Annotated in this window: 11 protein-coding genes; 6 read left to right on the forward strand and 5 right to left on the reverse strand. The window is 72.1% G+C overall.

The genetic code is table 11. The annotated features are described in order from the left end of the window. Positions 1-484 precede the first annotated feature (484 nt). Positions 485-1,066: a TetR family transcriptional regulator gene (locus ACFYNP_RS36635; RefSeq protein WP_388420540.1), complete on the reverse strand. Its 582-nt coding sequence runs from the start codon at positions 1,064-1,066 to the stop codon at positions 485-487. A 365-nt stretch (positions 1,067-1,431) separates the two neighbouring features. On the opposite strand from ACFYNP_RS36635, the gene ACFYNP_RS36640 reads away from it, so the two are divergent. Beyond that, on the forward strand, positions 1,432-3,006 hold the full coding sequence (locus ACFYNP_RS36640; RefSeq protein ID WP_388791659.1) for an FAD-dependent oxidoreductase: 1,575 nt from the start codon (positions 1,432-1,434) through the stop codon (positions 3,004-3,006). 57 nt (positions 3,007-3,063) lie between these two features. On the opposite strand, the gene ACFYNP_RS36645 is transcribed toward ACFYNP_RS36640, so the two are convergent. Further along, positions 3,064-3,747 (reverse strand): hypothetical protein, encoded by a 684-nt coding sequence (locus ACFYNP_RS36645; RefSeq protein WP_388791615.1) that lies wholly within the window; start codon positions 3,745-3,747, stop codon positions 3,064-3,066. 232 nt (positions 3,748-3,979) lie between these two features. On the opposite strand from ACFYNP_RS36645, the gene ACFYNP_RS36650 reads away from it, so the two are divergent. Both ACFYNP_RS36650 and ACFYNP_RS36655 read left to right on the forward strand, forming a co-directional pair. After that, on the forward strand, positions 3,980-4,315 hold the full coding sequence (locus ACFYNP_RS36650) for a YnfA family protein (RefSeq protein WP_388791617.1): 336 nt from the start codon (positions 3,980-3,982) through the stop codon (positions 4,313-4,315). A 189-nt stretch (positions 4,316-4,504) separates the two neighbouring features. Continuing rightward, positions 4,505-5,269, forward strand: a complete 765-nt coding sequence (locus ACFYNP_RS36655; protein WP_388420536.1) for an SDR family NAD(P)-dependent oxidoreductase — start codon at positions 4,505-4,507, stop codon at positions 5,267-5,269. Between the two features lie 222 nt (positions 5,270-5,491). Here ACFYNP_RS36655 and ACFYNP_RS36660 read toward each other — a convergent pair whose 3' ends face one another. Continuing rightward, positions 5,492-6,319 (reverse strand): helix-turn-helix domain-containing protein, encoded by an 828-nt coding sequence (locus ACFYNP_RS36660; protein WP_388791619.1) that lies wholly within the window; start codon positions 6,317-6,319, stop codon positions 5,492-5,494. A 919-nt stretch (positions 6,320-7,238) separates the two neighbouring features. Next, positions 7,239-8,432, reverse strand: a complete 1,194-nt coding sequence (locus tag ACFYNP_RS36665) for an RtcB family protein (RefSeq protein WP_388791621.1) — start codon at positions 8,430-8,432, stop codon at positions 7,239-7,241. Between the two features lie 200 nt (positions 8,433-8,632). Here ACFYNP_RS36665 and ACFYNP_RS36670 point away from each other — a divergent pair, with 200 nt between their 5' ends. The 3 genes from ACFYNP_RS36670 to ACFYNP_RS36680 all read left to right on the forward strand — a co-directional run bounded on the left by ACFYNP_RS36670 (position 8,633) and on the right by ACFYNP_RS36680 (position 11,812). After that, the gene (locus tag ACFYNP_RS36670) at positions 8,633-9,502 is read left to right on the forward strand and encodes a DUF3558 domain-containing protein (protein WP_388791623.1); all 870 of its coding nucleotides are present in this window, start codon (positions 8,633-8,635) and stop codon (positions 9,500-9,502) included. 34 nt (positions 9,503-9,536) lie between these two features. Next, positions 9,537-10,310, forward strand: a complete 774-nt coding sequence (locus ACFYNP_RS36675; protein ID WP_388420532.1) for a DUF3558 domain-containing protein — start codon at positions 9,537-9,539, stop codon at positions 10,308-10,310. A gap of 104 nt (positions 10,311-10,414) precedes the next feature. Then, positions 10,415-11,812 carry a DUF2637 domain-containing protein gene (locus tag ACFYNP_RS36680; RefSeq protein ID WP_388791625.1) on the forward strand — a complete coding sequence of 466 codons (1,398 nt, stop codon included), beginning with the start codon at positions 10,415-10,417 and terminating at the stop codon, positions 11,810-11,812. Between the two features lie 98 nt (positions 11,813-11,910). On the opposite strand, the gene lysS is transcribed toward ACFYNP_RS36680, so the two are convergent. Then, positions 11,911-13,629 carry a lysine--tRNA ligase gene (gene lysS / locus ACFYNP_RS36685; protein ID WP_388791627.1) on the reverse strand — a complete coding sequence of 573 codons (1,719 nt, stop codon included), beginning with the start codon at positions 13,627-13,629 and terminating at the stop codon, positions 11,911-11,913. Positions 13,630-13,644: the final 15 nt, after the last annotated feature.

Raw genomic sequence — 13,644 nt, forward strand, 5'->3', positions numbered from 1 at the left:
GGGCTGCGCCCCCTGCACCCCCGGTTCGGGGCTCCGCCCCGGACCCCGTATCGCGCCTTAAGGGCGCTCGTCCTCAATCGCCGGACGGGCTGAAGGTGCCCGATACCGGCCAGCACCAAGACATTCGGGGCCGCCTACAGGGGCGCGAGGAACTGCGCGAGCAACCCCACACGGTGCGAGGCGACAGGAGGTCAGGGGCGCGGGGAACTGCGCGAACGGCCCCCGTGGCCCGCAGACGAAAACAGGACCTTGAGGGCGCGGGGAACTGCGCGAGCAACCCCATACGACCACACGATCCGCAGACAAAGGCACGTTCAGGGGCACCAGCCTGCGACACACGCCCGCCTCCGCCGCACCGGGCGTGACCAGCCGCCCACGGCCCGCGGGCGCAAAGGGGGCTGGGGGCGCGGGGAACTGCGCAACAAACCGCGCCCGGCCTGCGGGCAGAAGGGGGTTGGGTGGGGAGGGGGGGGCGGGCCCGGCGCTACGGCTGCTCTGCCGTTAGGTAGCGCTGCACCGTCGGCCCCAGCCAGTCCACGATGTCCTCGCGGGACATCGTGACCGCCGGCGGGAAGCGCAGCACATAGCGGGCTATCGCCATGCCCAGGATCTGCGAGGAGACCAGCGCCGCCCGGCGGGGGGCGTCCTCCGGGTCCGGGCAGATGCCCGCGACGACCGGGACCATCTGCCCCGTGAACACCGCCCGCACCCGCTCCGCCCCGGCCGCGTTCGTGACGCCGACGCGCAGCAGCGCGGTCAGGACGTCGTCGTTCTCCCAGCGGTCCAGGAAGTGCTCGACGAGCGCCGCGCCCATCCCCACGGCAGGCAGCGTTTCCGGCCGCGGAATGCGCAGGTCGATCTCGGAGGCCGCCGCGAACAGCCCCTCCTTGTTGCCGTAGTACCGCATGACCATCGACGGGTCGATCCCCGCGTCCCGGGCGATGGCCCGGATGGTCGCGCGCTCGTAGCCGTCCGCCGCGAAACGCTCGCGAGCGGCGTCGAGGATCGCGGCCTTGGTGGCTCCGGAGGTCCGGCGCGGGCCTCCGGCGGGGGCTTCGGTCGTCATGTCAACGACTGTAGGCCAACAGTTGTTGACATGCCAGTTCCGGCGGTTCTACATTTGCCAACAGGCGTTGACCAACAGGTGTTGACCAACAACTGTTGGCCCACACCCGTTGACCAGCACGCACGGGCATCGAGGAGGCAGCCATGAACCACACCCCGCACGCGTCCGGCTCCACCAGCTCACCCCGCACCCCGGGCTCCGGCCGTGCCGACTCCGGCTCGGCCCGCACCTCGGAGTCCGTTGATCCCGTAGGTCCCACAGACCCCGTAGGCCCCACAGACCCTGTAGGCCCCACAGACTCCGTAGAGCCCGTAGAGCCTGCGGGGTCCTCGCAGCCTGCGGCGCACGCGGAGCACGCCGGATCCATCCGCGCGCCCCATCCCCAGCAGCCATTAACCGCCGGCACCCCTCGCACCACTGACCCCACCGACGCCACTGACCCCACCAACGTCACTGACGCCGCTGACACCCCTGACGTACTCGTCGTCGGTGCCGGTCCGACCGGGCTGCTCCTCGCCGGCGACCTGGCCGCCGCGGGGCTGCGGGTCACCCTCGTCGAGCGTCGGCCGCGCGGCATCAGCAACATGACGCGCGCCTTCGGCGTCCACGCGCGCACCCTGGAGGCGCTCGACGCGCGCGGTCTGGCCGAGGAGTTGATCAAGCGGGGCACGCCGGTCGAGCACATGGACATGTTCGGCCACGTCACCCTCGACATGACCCGGCTGCGCTCGCGCTTCCCGTTCCTGCTCATCAGCCCGCAGTACGAGGTGGAGCAGCTCCTAGAGCAGCGTGCCGTGGCCGAGGGTGTTCAATTCCGTTACGGCGCACGGTTATTGAGCCTTCGTCAGGATGGTTCTGGGGTTACCGCGGAGCTGCGCGAGCGCGATGCCGCCGGCCAGGGCAAAGCTAAAGCCGACGGTGACGGCGAGCGGCACGTCGCGGTCCGGGCCCGTTATCTCGTCGGCGCCGACGGCGTGCACAGCGGCGTCCGCGAGGCGCTCGGGCTGCCGTTTCCCGGCGCGGCCGTGATCCGCTCGATCGTCCTCGCGGACGTACGGCTCGCCACGGAACCGGACGTCATGCTCCAGCTCAGCGGCTCGGGCGACTCGTTCGCCCTCATCGCCCCGTTCGGCGACGGCTACTACCGGGTCATGGGGTGGAACCGGAAGCGCCAGGTCCCCGACACCGAGCCCGTGGACCTCGACGAGTTGCGCACCATCGCCGGGGAGGCGTTCGGCACCGACTACGGGATGCACGACGCCCGTTGGATCTCCCGCTTCCACAGCGACGAACGCCAGACCCCGTCCTACCGGGTCGGCCGGGTCTTCCTCGCCGGGGACGCCGCGCACGTCCACTCCCCCGCGGGCGGCCAGGGCATGAACACCGGCCTCCAGGACGCCGCGAACCTCTCCTGGAAGCTGGCCGCCGCACTGCACGGCCGCGGCGCCGACACCGACGCACTGCTCGACAGCTATCAGGCCGAACGTCATCCGGTCGGCGCGATGGTGCTGCGCAGCAGCGGCGCGCTCGTGCGGCTCGCCATGGCGCACAACCCCCTTCAGCGCGCGGTCCGTTCGCTGGCCGTACGCGTCCTCGACCTCGTACGGCCGGCCTCCGACAAGGCGATGGGGATGATCAGCGGCCTCGACATCGCCTACCGGGCGGAGCGCGGTTCGCATCCGCTCACCGGAAAGCGCGCGATCGACCTGGACCTCGTCGAGGGCCGCCTCTACGAGCTGTTGCGCCGCGGCGAGTTCGTCCTGGTGGCGCCCCGGGACGGCCGGGTCGCGGCGCCGCGCGGGGTGGTGGCCGCGCACTGGCGGAGCGGGCGCGGCAGCACGCTGCTCGTACGGCCCGACGGGTATGTGGCGTGGGCCGCCGAGGGGCCGGACCCGGCCGGGCTGCACGCCGCGCTCGGCCGCTGGACCGGGCACGCGTAACGGCGCATCGGGGCTTCGGGGTAGCCCCGTCTCAACTTCCTTGCGCCGCGCTGCGATTCAGAAGCTGTACGGGTCACCCGTGGCCGGAGCGAGGACCCGGTGCGTGTTGTTCGCCGGGTTACGGTCGTCCTTGCCGCCGTTCCAGGCCGTGTCGATGTCCAGGCCGACCTCGGCCGGCTCGCCGACGACCGCCACGTCCAGAGCGATCCGTACGCCGCTGCCCGCCGCCCGCATCGAGCCGGAGCCGCACTGCACGGTCGCCGCGCCGGTGCGCAGACAGCTGGACGGCAGGGTGGCAGCGGGGTCGAGCGGCACCGAGAAGCGCAGCCGTACGGTGGCCCCGGAGACCGGCGCCGGCCCGTGGTTCGCGGTGGTGAGCCAGACGCCGACCCGGCCGCTCCACAGGGAGACGTGCCCGTGGTACGCCACATCCGCCTCGCCCGTGACACCGCTGCCCATGTCCGCACCCGCACCCGGGACGGAGACGGGGGCCGGAGCGGGTGCCGACGCCGCCGGGCGCAGGCCCTCCTCGCCGGGCCCGCTCGCCCCGCTCGTCCCGCTCGCCCCGCTCGGCGTACCCGTGGCGATCAGCGTCGCCGCGGCCAGTACCGCGACGGCGACGGTCGCCAGGATCCCGCGGGCCCCGGCCTCACGAGCCGCCCTCGCGCCGGCGGGCCGGGCCGGTGCCGGTCCGGCAGAGCCGTTCGACCTGCCCGATCTGTTCATCACACGAACCAACATGAGCGAAAGGTACCTTTCACCCCTTATTTGCCCAGCGCGCCACCCCGAGCGCCCGCCACGAACCCGTGGACGCCGAGCTCCGGCACCCCTCGAACCGAACGGCCGCACCGTCCGGAACGGCCGCGCCGAATGAAACGTCCGCGACCAGCCGGACGTCCACCACCCCCTGCCTCCCCTCGCCTCCCCGCGCAGCCCCATGCCTCCCGGTGCCACCCCGTGCCACCCTGATCCCATGCTCGTCGCACGCTCGGTCCTCCTCTTCGTTCTGGCCGCCCTCTTCGAGATCGGCGGTGCCTGGCTCGTCTGGCAGGGCGTCAGGGAGCACCGGGGCTGGGTGTGGATCGGTGCCGGAGTGCTGGCGCTCGGCGTCTACGGGTTCGTGGCGACGCTTCAACCGGACGCCGAGTTCGGCCGCATCCTCGCCGCGTACGGCGGTGTCTTCGTAGCGGGCTCGATCGCCTGGGGCATGGTCGCGGACGGCTACCGCCCCGACCGCTGGGACGTCACCGGCGCACTGATCTGCCTGGCCGGCATGGCCGTGATCATGTACGCACCGCGCAGCCGCTGAGGACGCCCGCGCCGCCGCGACCGGGCCTGCGTACCCGCCCCACCGGGACCGGGGACGGAGAGCCCGCCCCACCGGGACCGCGGGCGAGCCCGCCCCGCCGAGACCCGGGCCGCAGGGACCGCCCCGGCCGGACGCGTCCGGGCGCGCCTATCCTGGCCGCGTACTCACCACACGCGCGAGGAGCACGACATGACTGCCGCCGGGACCCCGATCGCCGTCGTCACCGGAGCGAGCAGCGGGATCGGTGCCGCCACCGCCCGCGGGCTCGCCGCCGCCGGTTACCGCGTGGTGCTGACCGCCCGCCGCAAGGACCGCATCGAGGCGCTGGCCGCCGAGATCAACGAGGCGGGCCACCAGGCGACGGCGTACCCGCTGGACGTGACCGACCGGGCCGCCGTCGACGAGTTCGCCACCGCCTTCCGCACCATCGGGGTGCTGGTGAACAACGCGGGCGGCGCGCTCGGTGCCGATCCGGTCGCGACCGGCGACCCGGACGACTGGCGGCAGATGTACGAGACGAACGTGATCGGCACGCTCAATGTGACCCAGGCCCTGCTGCCCGCCCTTGAGGCGTCCGGCGACGGTACGGTCGTGATCCTCTCCTCCACGGCGGGCCACGCCACGTACGAGGGCGGCGCCGGCTACGTAGCCGCGAAGAACGGCGCCCGCGTGCTCGCCGAGACGCTCCGCCTGGAGATCCTGGGCCGTCCGGTGCGGGTCGTCGAGATCGCGCCCGGCATGGTCAAGACGGACGAGTTCGCCACGACCCGGTTCCGCGGCGACACCGAGAAGGCCGCCAAGGTCTACGCGGGCGTCGCCGAGCCGCTCACCGCCGACGACGTGGCCGACACCATCACCTGGGCGGTCACCCGTCCCAGCCACGTCAACATCGACCTGCTCGTGGTCCGCCCCCGCGCCCAGGCCTCCAACACCAAGGTCCACCGGGAGTCCTGACCGCCGAAGCCGGGCGGGCGGCCGGGCGGACGGGCGGACGCGTCCGGGGCCTGCCGCGGACGCGTCCGAGGCCTGCCGCCCGTACCGAACAGCCTGCCGCCCGTACCGAACAGCCTGCCGCCAGCGCCGGACGACCTGCGGCCCCACCAGGCCCACCGCCCCGCCAAACCGGCCGCCCCACCGCGCCTACCGCGCCTACCGCGCCTACCGCGCCTACCGCGCCTACCGCAGTTTGGCCCGCAGTATCGGCGTCCGCGGGTGGCGGCGCTCCTCGCCCGCGTGGAAGACCAGGATGATCAGCCGTGCGCCGGGCGCGGCCACCGGCTGGGCGGCGCACATCGTGACCCAGCCGGGGCCGAGGGACGCGTGGTTGAGCGGGCGTTCGTCACCGTCGAGGTGGAGGTAGCCGCTCGGCCGGTTGTAGATCCCGGCGGCGAGCGGGTCCGCCAGGACCTCCTTCTCGATCTGCGCCAGCGTCTGGTCGGTGGGGTCGGCGGCCAGGGCGGCGCGCAGCTGGGGCAGGACCAGGGGCGCCCACGCGTGCTCCCAGTCGGTCAGGGTCTCGCGGGCCACGGGATCGAGCGTCATCCACCGCATGGTGTTCCGCGGTACCCGGCCGCCGGGGAACAGCGCGGCCCAGGGCTGGTTGTGGGCCAGCAGGTTCCAGGAGCGGTCGGTGGCGTACGCCATGTGCTCGATGCCGTCGACGGCCTCCTGCCACACGCCGGGGATCTCCTCGCCGGACTGCGAGTGCAGCGGGAACGGCGGATCCTGTCCCAGGCAGTAACGCCACAACGCCACCCACTCCTGCTCGTTCATGCCGAGCAGCCGGGCCACGTCCTGGAGCAGGTCCGCGGGCGGGTTGGGGTAGCGGCCGGACTCCAGGCGTCCGTAGGTGTCGGGGGCGCGGTGCAGGATCTGGTCGATCTGGGCCTGCGAAAGCCCGGGCGCACGACGCCCCTGCCGGGTCGGTCGGCTCAGCCCGTGGCTCTCGGGTTTGATCAGCGCGCGGCGCTCGCGCAGCAGGGAACGCAGAGCGGACTTGTCCATCTGTGGTTCTCCCCCGGTTACGGGCGGCCGTCGACTGACGCCGTCGGCCGCGCGGTTGGAACAGCCGCTCCCGACCTCGGTCCCGACTCTGCGATCGGCTCCGGGCCGGGTGCTCGGCGTGCACCGGGTGACCGGTGCGCATCCCATCGTCGGCGTACGTTCCATTGTGGGCGCACGTGCCCTGACCGGAGCGGCTGAAATCCTCGCTCCCCCTGGCGACCGCGAGGCGACCGCCGGGTGTGGATCCTCCTGCGGGCCGGTGAGAACCCGGCCGCCGTCCGCACGGACGAATCCGGACGCGGGCGCCGGGGCCGGGACAGCGGCTCGGTGCGGGCGGGGCCCGGGACAGCCGTCGGTGCGGGCGGCCCCCGGGACAGCGGCTCGGTGCGGGCGGGGCCCGGGACAGCCGTCGGTGGCGGCTCGGCCGGGGACGGTGGTCGGCGCGGGCAGGGGCCCATCCGGCCACCTGACCTCGTCTTTACCGTCCGACGGGCCGGATCTTTTCCCATCCCGCTTTTCGGCGGATAAATCTTCAGCGGAAAACTAGCGGCGTTTGTTGCATGCTGAAGGAGGACGATCAACTGCCCTGTGAGGGGCGGGAACCGATCGCCTGACGTCCGCTTTCACGAGGGCGTTGTCCGCGTACGCCAGAACCGGCAGTGCAGGGCATGGGCAGACGATGCCCTGCCGGGCGTCCCGCGGACACCGGGCGGTCTCTGCCACCGCCGCCCGGACAAAGCCGGACCCTCCCCGGTACGTCCTCGTGGTGCGGGCGCAGTGTCCGGCAGCCCTCGGCTCGCCGAAGGCACAGCCGCGCGCCCCTTCTGGCGCTTTCCCGGCATGCGGGCCGGGAAGAGGCGGCGGCCGGGGGCTCACGCCCCCGGCCCGGCCGCGTTCCCCCGAGCCCTGTCGAGCCGGCTCACCCCTTGACGCACACCACCTGCTTCAGCTTCGCCACGACCTCCACCAGGTCGCGCTGCTGGTCCATGACCTTCTCGATCGGCTTGTAGGCGCCCGGGATCTCGTCCACGACCCCCGAGTCCTTGCGGCACTCCACGCCCCGCGTCTGCTCGACCAGGTCCCGCGTCGAGAACGCCCGCTTCGCCGCGCTGCGGCTCATCCTGCGACCGGCGCCGTGCGAGGCCGAGTTGAAGGACGCAGCGTTGCCGAGCCCCTTCACGATGTACGAGCCGGTGCCCATCGAGCCGGGGATGATCCCGAACTCCCCCGCCCCCGCCCGGATCGCCCCCTTGCGGGTGACGAGCAGGTCCATCCCCTCGTACCGCTCCTCCGCCACGTAGTTGTGGTGGCAGGAGATGACCGGCTCGAACGTGACCCGGGCCTTCTTGAACTCCTTGCGGACCACGTCCTGGAAGAGCGCCATCATGATCGCGCGGTTGTACTTCGCGTACTCCTGCGCCCAGAACAGGTCGTTGCGGTAGGCCGCCATCTGCGGGGTGTCCGCGACGAAGACGGCGAGGTCGCGGTCGACCAGGCCCTGGTTGTGCGGCAGCTTCTGCGCCTGCCCGATGTGGAAGTCCGCCAGCTCCTTGCCGATGTTGCGCGAACCGGAGTGCAGCATCAGCCAGACCGAGCCCGACTCGTCCAGGCAGAACTCCACGAAGTGGTTTCCGCTGCCCAGCGTTCCCATCTGCTTGGCGGCCCGCTCCTCACGGAACCGCACCGACTCCGCGATGCCCCCGAACCGCTCCCAGAACCCCTCCCACCCGGAGGTGGGGAAGCCGTGCAGCCTGGACGGGTCCACCGGGTCGCGATGCATGCCGCGGCCCACCGGAATGGCCTGCTCGATCTTCGAGCGGAGCCGGGAGAGGTCGCCCGGCAGGTCGTTGGCGGTCAGCGAGGTCCGCACCGCGGACATGCCGCAGCCGATGTCGACCCCCACCGCGGCCGGGCACACCGCGCCGTGCATCGCGATGACCGAGCCGACCGTGGCGCCCTTGCCGTAGTGCACGTCCGGCATCACGGCGAGGCCCTTGATCCAGGGCAGCGTGGCGACGTTGCGCAGCTGCTGCATCGCTCCGTCGTCGACCGACGCCGGGTCGGTCCACATCCTGATGGGCACCCGCGCGCCGGGCAGCTCCGCGTACGACATGATTCCTCGATCCCCCGAAAACCGAAAACGGCACCAAAGCCGGAAAACGCACGTATGGCAAAAACAGGCACCGAAACCCACAACCAGGACAGTGGACCGGCGTTCACAGGTTCACGTGCGATACACATTGTGTCCGGCCACCGCCCTCGGGCGGCAACTACTTTTCCCCCAGCCGTCCCGCTGAAAGGAGCCCGGAAACCGTGCAGCGAAAGGCGTACGTGCCTGGTCTCGCGCTCCTGGTGGCGCTCGCCTCCGGCTGTTCCGGAGGCTCCGGAGGCGACGGCTCGGCCACCGATTCCAAGGCCGGCGACGCCAAGACGGCCGCGGCGCCCGCCGGTAAGTACCGCACCCTCCCCGAGCCCTGCCGGGCCGTGAGCAAGGGCGTGCTCAAGGACATGCTGCCGGGCGCGGCCGCCCTCGCCGAGGCGGACGCCACGAAGGAGTACGCGGGCAGCGCCGACCTCACCTACGACACCGACCGCCGGGTCGGCTGCCGCTGGAAGGACGAGACGCCCGACGGTGTGCGCAGGCTCACGGTCGACTTCGAACGGGTCGTCTCCTACGACCCCACGATCAGCGACGACGACCAGACCAAGCAGCTCTACGCGAAGAAGGAGACGGCGGCGAACCTGCCCGCCCCGCGGAGCGCCTCGCCCACGCCCGCCGCCTCCAGCACCCCGAGCCCCAGCGGCTCCCCGTCCGCCGGAGCCCCCTCCACGATGGCCGGGCCGCCCACCGGCGCCCCCGTCTCGGCGGGCACGGCGAGCGGCACGGCCACCACCTCGCCGAGCCCCTCGGACAGCACCGGCAAGGACGGCCTCCAGCCGCGCAGGCTCAGCGGGCTAGGCGACGCCGCGTTCCTGAACGACGTATCGTCCCCGTCCGGCACCGGCGGCGCCTCGGCGGCCGGACAACGTACCGTCACTGTGGTGTTCCGTACGTCCAACGTCATCGTGACCATCGAATACACCGACCAGGCCACGGCCACCGCCGCGGCCCCCGACAGCAAGGAGCTGCAAGAGCAGGCCCAGGCCCTGGCCGGCAAGCTCGTCGAGCAGTTCAGCGAATAGCGCGCCAGCGCGAGAGACGAAGAGCGAAGGAAACATGCACCGATCAGCCCCGGCCACCCCCGAAAAGGCGCACGCCCCGGCCCCGCGCATCCGGCTCGCCCGTGTCCTCGCCTGTGCCGCCGTACCTGTGATGCTCGTCGCAGTGGGCTGCTCCTCCGGTTCGGGCGGCGGCGACGCCAAGAAGTCGGACTCGCCGTCGTCGTCGGCGTCCTCCAGCGGTGGCAAGCAGGCCTCCTCCTCGCCCTCGCTCGCACCGGCGAAGTTCACGAAGCTGCCCGACGCGTGCCCGTCGATCAGCGCGAAGTCGATCGACAAGTACGTGCCCAAGGCGAAGACGAAGGCGGGCGAGGTCGGCAAGACCTCCGACCCGCAGTCCCAGGCCAGCTGCACCTGGAACGGCCTGGAGGACAAGGGCGTCGACGGCTCGAACTACCGCTGGCTCGACATCGACTTCAAGCGCTACGACTCCACGCCGGGCCTCGGCAGCGGCGACTCGCTCGCGCAGAAGCAGTTCGACCGGGCGGTCTCGGGGGCCAAGTCGACGGGTGACGCGAAGAACGTGAAGACCTCGCCGGTCTCCGGCCTCGGCGACCAGGCGACGGCCATCACCTTCGACCTGAAGAAGGACGACGCGAACTTCCGTTACGGCGTCGTCGTGGTCCGCACCGCCAACGCCGTGGTCGCCGTCGACTACAACGGCACCGGCTACGAGGGCGCCGACGCCCCCGCGGCAGGCGACGTCCAGGACGGCGCGACCGCCGTCGCCAAGGAAGCCGTCGCGGCCGTGGCCACCGCGAACAACAAGTAACCCCCGCGCGACCGTACGGAGTCCGGCCCTCCCCTGTGGGCCGGACTCCGTACGCATGTGCCAGGCTGTGCCCGCCAGTTGCTTGACAAGGGGAGGGGACGCGGGTGGCCGCGACTCAGCTGACACGGACGCACCGCATTCTGATCGGGGTGGTGGTCGCGGGTGCCGTGGTGATCGCCGGGATCGGTTTCGCGGGTTCGTACGCCGCGGTCCGCGAGCTCGCGCTGCAAAAGGGGTTCGGGAACTTCTCCTACGTCTTCCCGATCGGCGTCGACGCGGGCATCTGTGTGCTGCTCGCCCTCGACCTGCTGCTGACCTGGATGCGCATCCCGTTCCCGCTGCTGCGGCAGACGGCCTGGCTGCTCACGGCCGCGACGATCGCCTTCAACGGCGCCGCCGCCTGGCCCGACCCGCTGGGCGTGGGCATGCACGCGGTGATCCCGGTCCTGTTCGTCGTCTCGGTCGAGGCGGCCCGCCACGCGGTCGGCCGGATCGCGGACATCACCGCCGACAAGCACATGGAGGGCGTCCGCCTCACCCGCTGGCTGCTCTCGCCCATCCCCACCTTCCGCTTGTGGCGCCGCATGAAGCTGTGGGAGCTGCGCAGCTACGAGCAGGTCATCAAGCTCGAACAGGACCGCCTGGTCTACCGCGCCCGCCTCCAGGCCGTCTACGGCCGCGCCTGGCGCCGCAAGGCCCCCATCGAGTCCCTGATGCCGCTGCGCCTGGCCAAGTTCGGCGTGCCGCTCGCCGAGACCGCCCCCGCGGGCCTGGCCGCCGCCGGCATGGAGCCGGTGCTGCTGCCGCCCGCGCCGCCGGCCCCGCGCCCCGAGCCGCAGCCGGAACTCCCGCCCTCGCACACGCACACCCCGCCCGAGGAGCCCCCGCTCCAGGCGCGGACCGAGGCGCGGACGCAAGCCCAGGCCCAACCGCCGTCCCAGGCCCAGGCACAGGCCCAGGCACAGGCACAGGCCGCCCACCCGGGGCAGGAACAGCCGTACGCCGAGCAGGAGCAGCCCACCACGCACGAGAGCCCGTGGTTCGCCGCTCAGCACATCTCGCCCGAGGAGTACGCGGGCACGTACGACCCGGCGTTCGCGGCGGACGAGCTCCAGCCGCAGCCCGAGCAGCAGCCCGAGCCGCAGCAGGAGCCGGTGATGGTCCCGTCCGGCCCCGGCCGCGAACGCCCCCTCGGCGTACCCGGCCCGCGCGCGGCGGGCCCGCAGACCGCGCCCGAACGGCGGCCCGCGCCGGAGCAGGAGCCCTACGCCGAACCCGAGCCGACGGAAGAGGGGTTCACCCAGTTCGCGGAGCTCGCCTACGACGTCTTCCGCCAGCACGTGAACACCGAGGGCGACTACCCCAACGTCGAGACGCTCGACATAAAGCTCACGGACGAGCACGGGGTGCGCTATCCCGGCAGCGCCGCCGTGCTGCGCAAGCTGTACCCGCAGTTCAAGCAGCACTTCGAAACCCAGGCCGTCGAGGACCACATTGCCTGACGGTACGTCAGCAGGCTGAGGGAAAGCCCCACTTGGGGACAACACCGAGGGCCGTCACCCGCTGTGGGTGACGGCCCTCGGTGTGTACGGGGACGGGATCAGGCGCCGAGCAGCTTGCGCACCCGGTCCGCGCCCACGGCGAGCAGCAGCGTGGGCAGGCGCGGGCCCGTCTCGCGGCTCACCAGGAGCTTGTAGAGCAGCGCGAAGAACGAGCGCTGGGCGACCTTCAGCTCGGGCGTCGGCTTGGCGTCCGGCTCCAGGCCCGCCATCACCTTCGGCACGCCGTAGACCAGCGTGGTCAGCCCGTCGAGCGACCAGTGCGAGTCCAGGCCCTCGACGAGGAGCCGCAGCGACTCGCGGCCCTCGGCGTCGAGCGAGCCGAGCAGCTCGGTGTCCGGGGTCTCGCGCACCAGGGTGCGCTGGTCGGCCGGGACCTGGGTGGTGATCCAGTTCTCGGCGCGGTCCAGGCGCGGGCGCACCTGGTCGAGCGAGGTGACCGGGTTCGCCGGGTCCAGCTCGGTCAGGATGCGCAGCGTCTGGTCCTCGTGGCCCGCGGTGACGTCGACCACCGAGGCCAGCGTGCGGTACGGCAGCGGGCGCGGAGTGCGCGGCAGCTCACCGGCCGCGGTGCGGGCGGCCCTGCTGTACGCGGCCGCGTCGGCCGGCAGCACCGAGCCGTCCGCGACCTTCGCCTCCAGCTTGTCCCACTCGTCGTAGAGCCGCTGGATCTCCTGGTCGAAGGCGATCTTGAAGGACTGGTTGGGCTTGCGGCGGGCGTACAGCCAGCGCAGCAGCTGCGGCTCCATGATCTGGAGCGCGTCGGCCGGGGTCGGCACGCCGCCCTTGGACGACGACATCTTGGCCATGCCGCTGATGCCGACGAAGGCGTACATCGGGCCGATCGGCTGGACGCCGTCGAAGATCGACACGATCTGGCCGCCGACCTGGAACGAGGAGCCCGGCGAGGAGTGGTCGACGCCGGACGGCTCGAAGATCACGCCCTCGTAGGCCCAGCGCATCGGCCAGTCGACCTTCCAGACCAGCTTGCCGCGGTTGAACTCGCTGAGCCGGACCGTCTCCGAGAACGCGCACGCGGAGCAGGTGTACGTCAGCTCCGTGGTGTCGTCGTCGTAGGCGGAGACGACCGTGAGGTCCTTGCCGCAGCCGCCGCAGTACGGCTTGTACGGGTAGTAGCCCGTCGAGCCGGTGCCGTCGTCCTCGGCCGCGGCGCCGGAGCCCTCGGCGGCCTCCAGCTCGGCCTCGTCGACCGGCTTCTGCGACTTCTTGCCCGGGGCCTTCTTGGTCCGGTACTGCTCCAGGATCGCGTCGATGTCGCCGCGGTGCTTCATCGCGTGCAGCACCTGGTCGCGGTAGACGCCGCTGGTGTACTGCGCGGTCTGGCTGATGCCGTCGTACTCGACGCCCAGCTCGGCAAGGGCCTCGGTCATCGCGGCCTTGAAGTGCTCGGCCCAGTTCGGGTACGCCGAACCCACGGGCGCCGGGACCGAGGTCAGCGGACGGCCGATGTGCTCGTTCCAGGACTCGTCGACGCCGGCCACGCCCGCGGGCACCTTGCGGTAGCGGTCGTAGTCGTCCCAGGAGATCAGGTGCCGGACCTCGTAGCCGCGGCGGCGCACCTCGTCGGCGACCAGGTGCGGGGTCATGACCTCGCGCAGGTTGCCCAGGTGGATCGGGCCGGAGGGAGAAAGACCGGACGCGACGACGACCGGTTTGCCAGGCGCACGTCGCTCCGACTCGGCGATGACATCGTCCGCGAAACGGGAGACCCAGTCGGTCTCGGTGCTGCTCTGAGCCACGGTCGGCACGTCCTT

The sequence above is a fragment of the Streptomyces sp. NPDC006691 genome (genome assembly GCF_042869955.1).
Classification (GTDB): Bacteria; Actinomycetota; Actinomycetes; order Streptomycetales; family Streptomycetaceae; genus Streptomyces.

What these genes read in the sequence shown, in the direction of transcription:
- ACFYNP_RS36635 (WP_388420540.1), bottom strand. Translation starts at nt 1,066, where the DNA reads ATGACGACCGAAGCCCCCGCCGGAGGCCCGCGCCGGACCTCCGGAGCC.
- ACFYNP_RS36645 (WP_388791615.1), bottom strand. Translation starts at nt 3,747, where the DNA reads ATGTTGGTTCGTGTGATGAACAGATCGGGCAGGTCGAACGGCTCTGCC.
- ACFYNP_RS36650 (WP_388791617.1), top strand. Translation starts at nt 3,980, where the DNA reads ATGCTCGTCGCACGCTCGGTCCTCCTCTTCGTTCTGGCCGCCCTCTTC.
- ACFYNP_RS36655 (WP_388420536.1), top strand. Translation starts at nt 4,505, where the DNA reads ATGACTGCCGCCGGGACCCCGATCGCCGTCGTCACCGGAGCGAGCAGC.
- ACFYNP_RS36660 (WP_388791619.1), bottom strand. Translation starts at nt 6,319, where the DNA reads ATGGACAAGTCCGCTCTGCGTTCCCTGCTGCGCGAGCGCCGCGCGCTG.
- ACFYNP_RS36665 (WP_388791621.1), bottom strand. Translation starts at nt 8,432, where the DNA reads ATGTCGTACGCGGAGCTGCCCGGCGCGCGGGTGCCCATCAGGATGTGG.
- ACFYNP_RS36675 (WP_388420532.1), top strand. Translation starts at nt 9,537, where the DNA reads ATGCACCGATCAGCCCCGGCCACCCCCGAAAAGGCGCACGCCCCGGCC.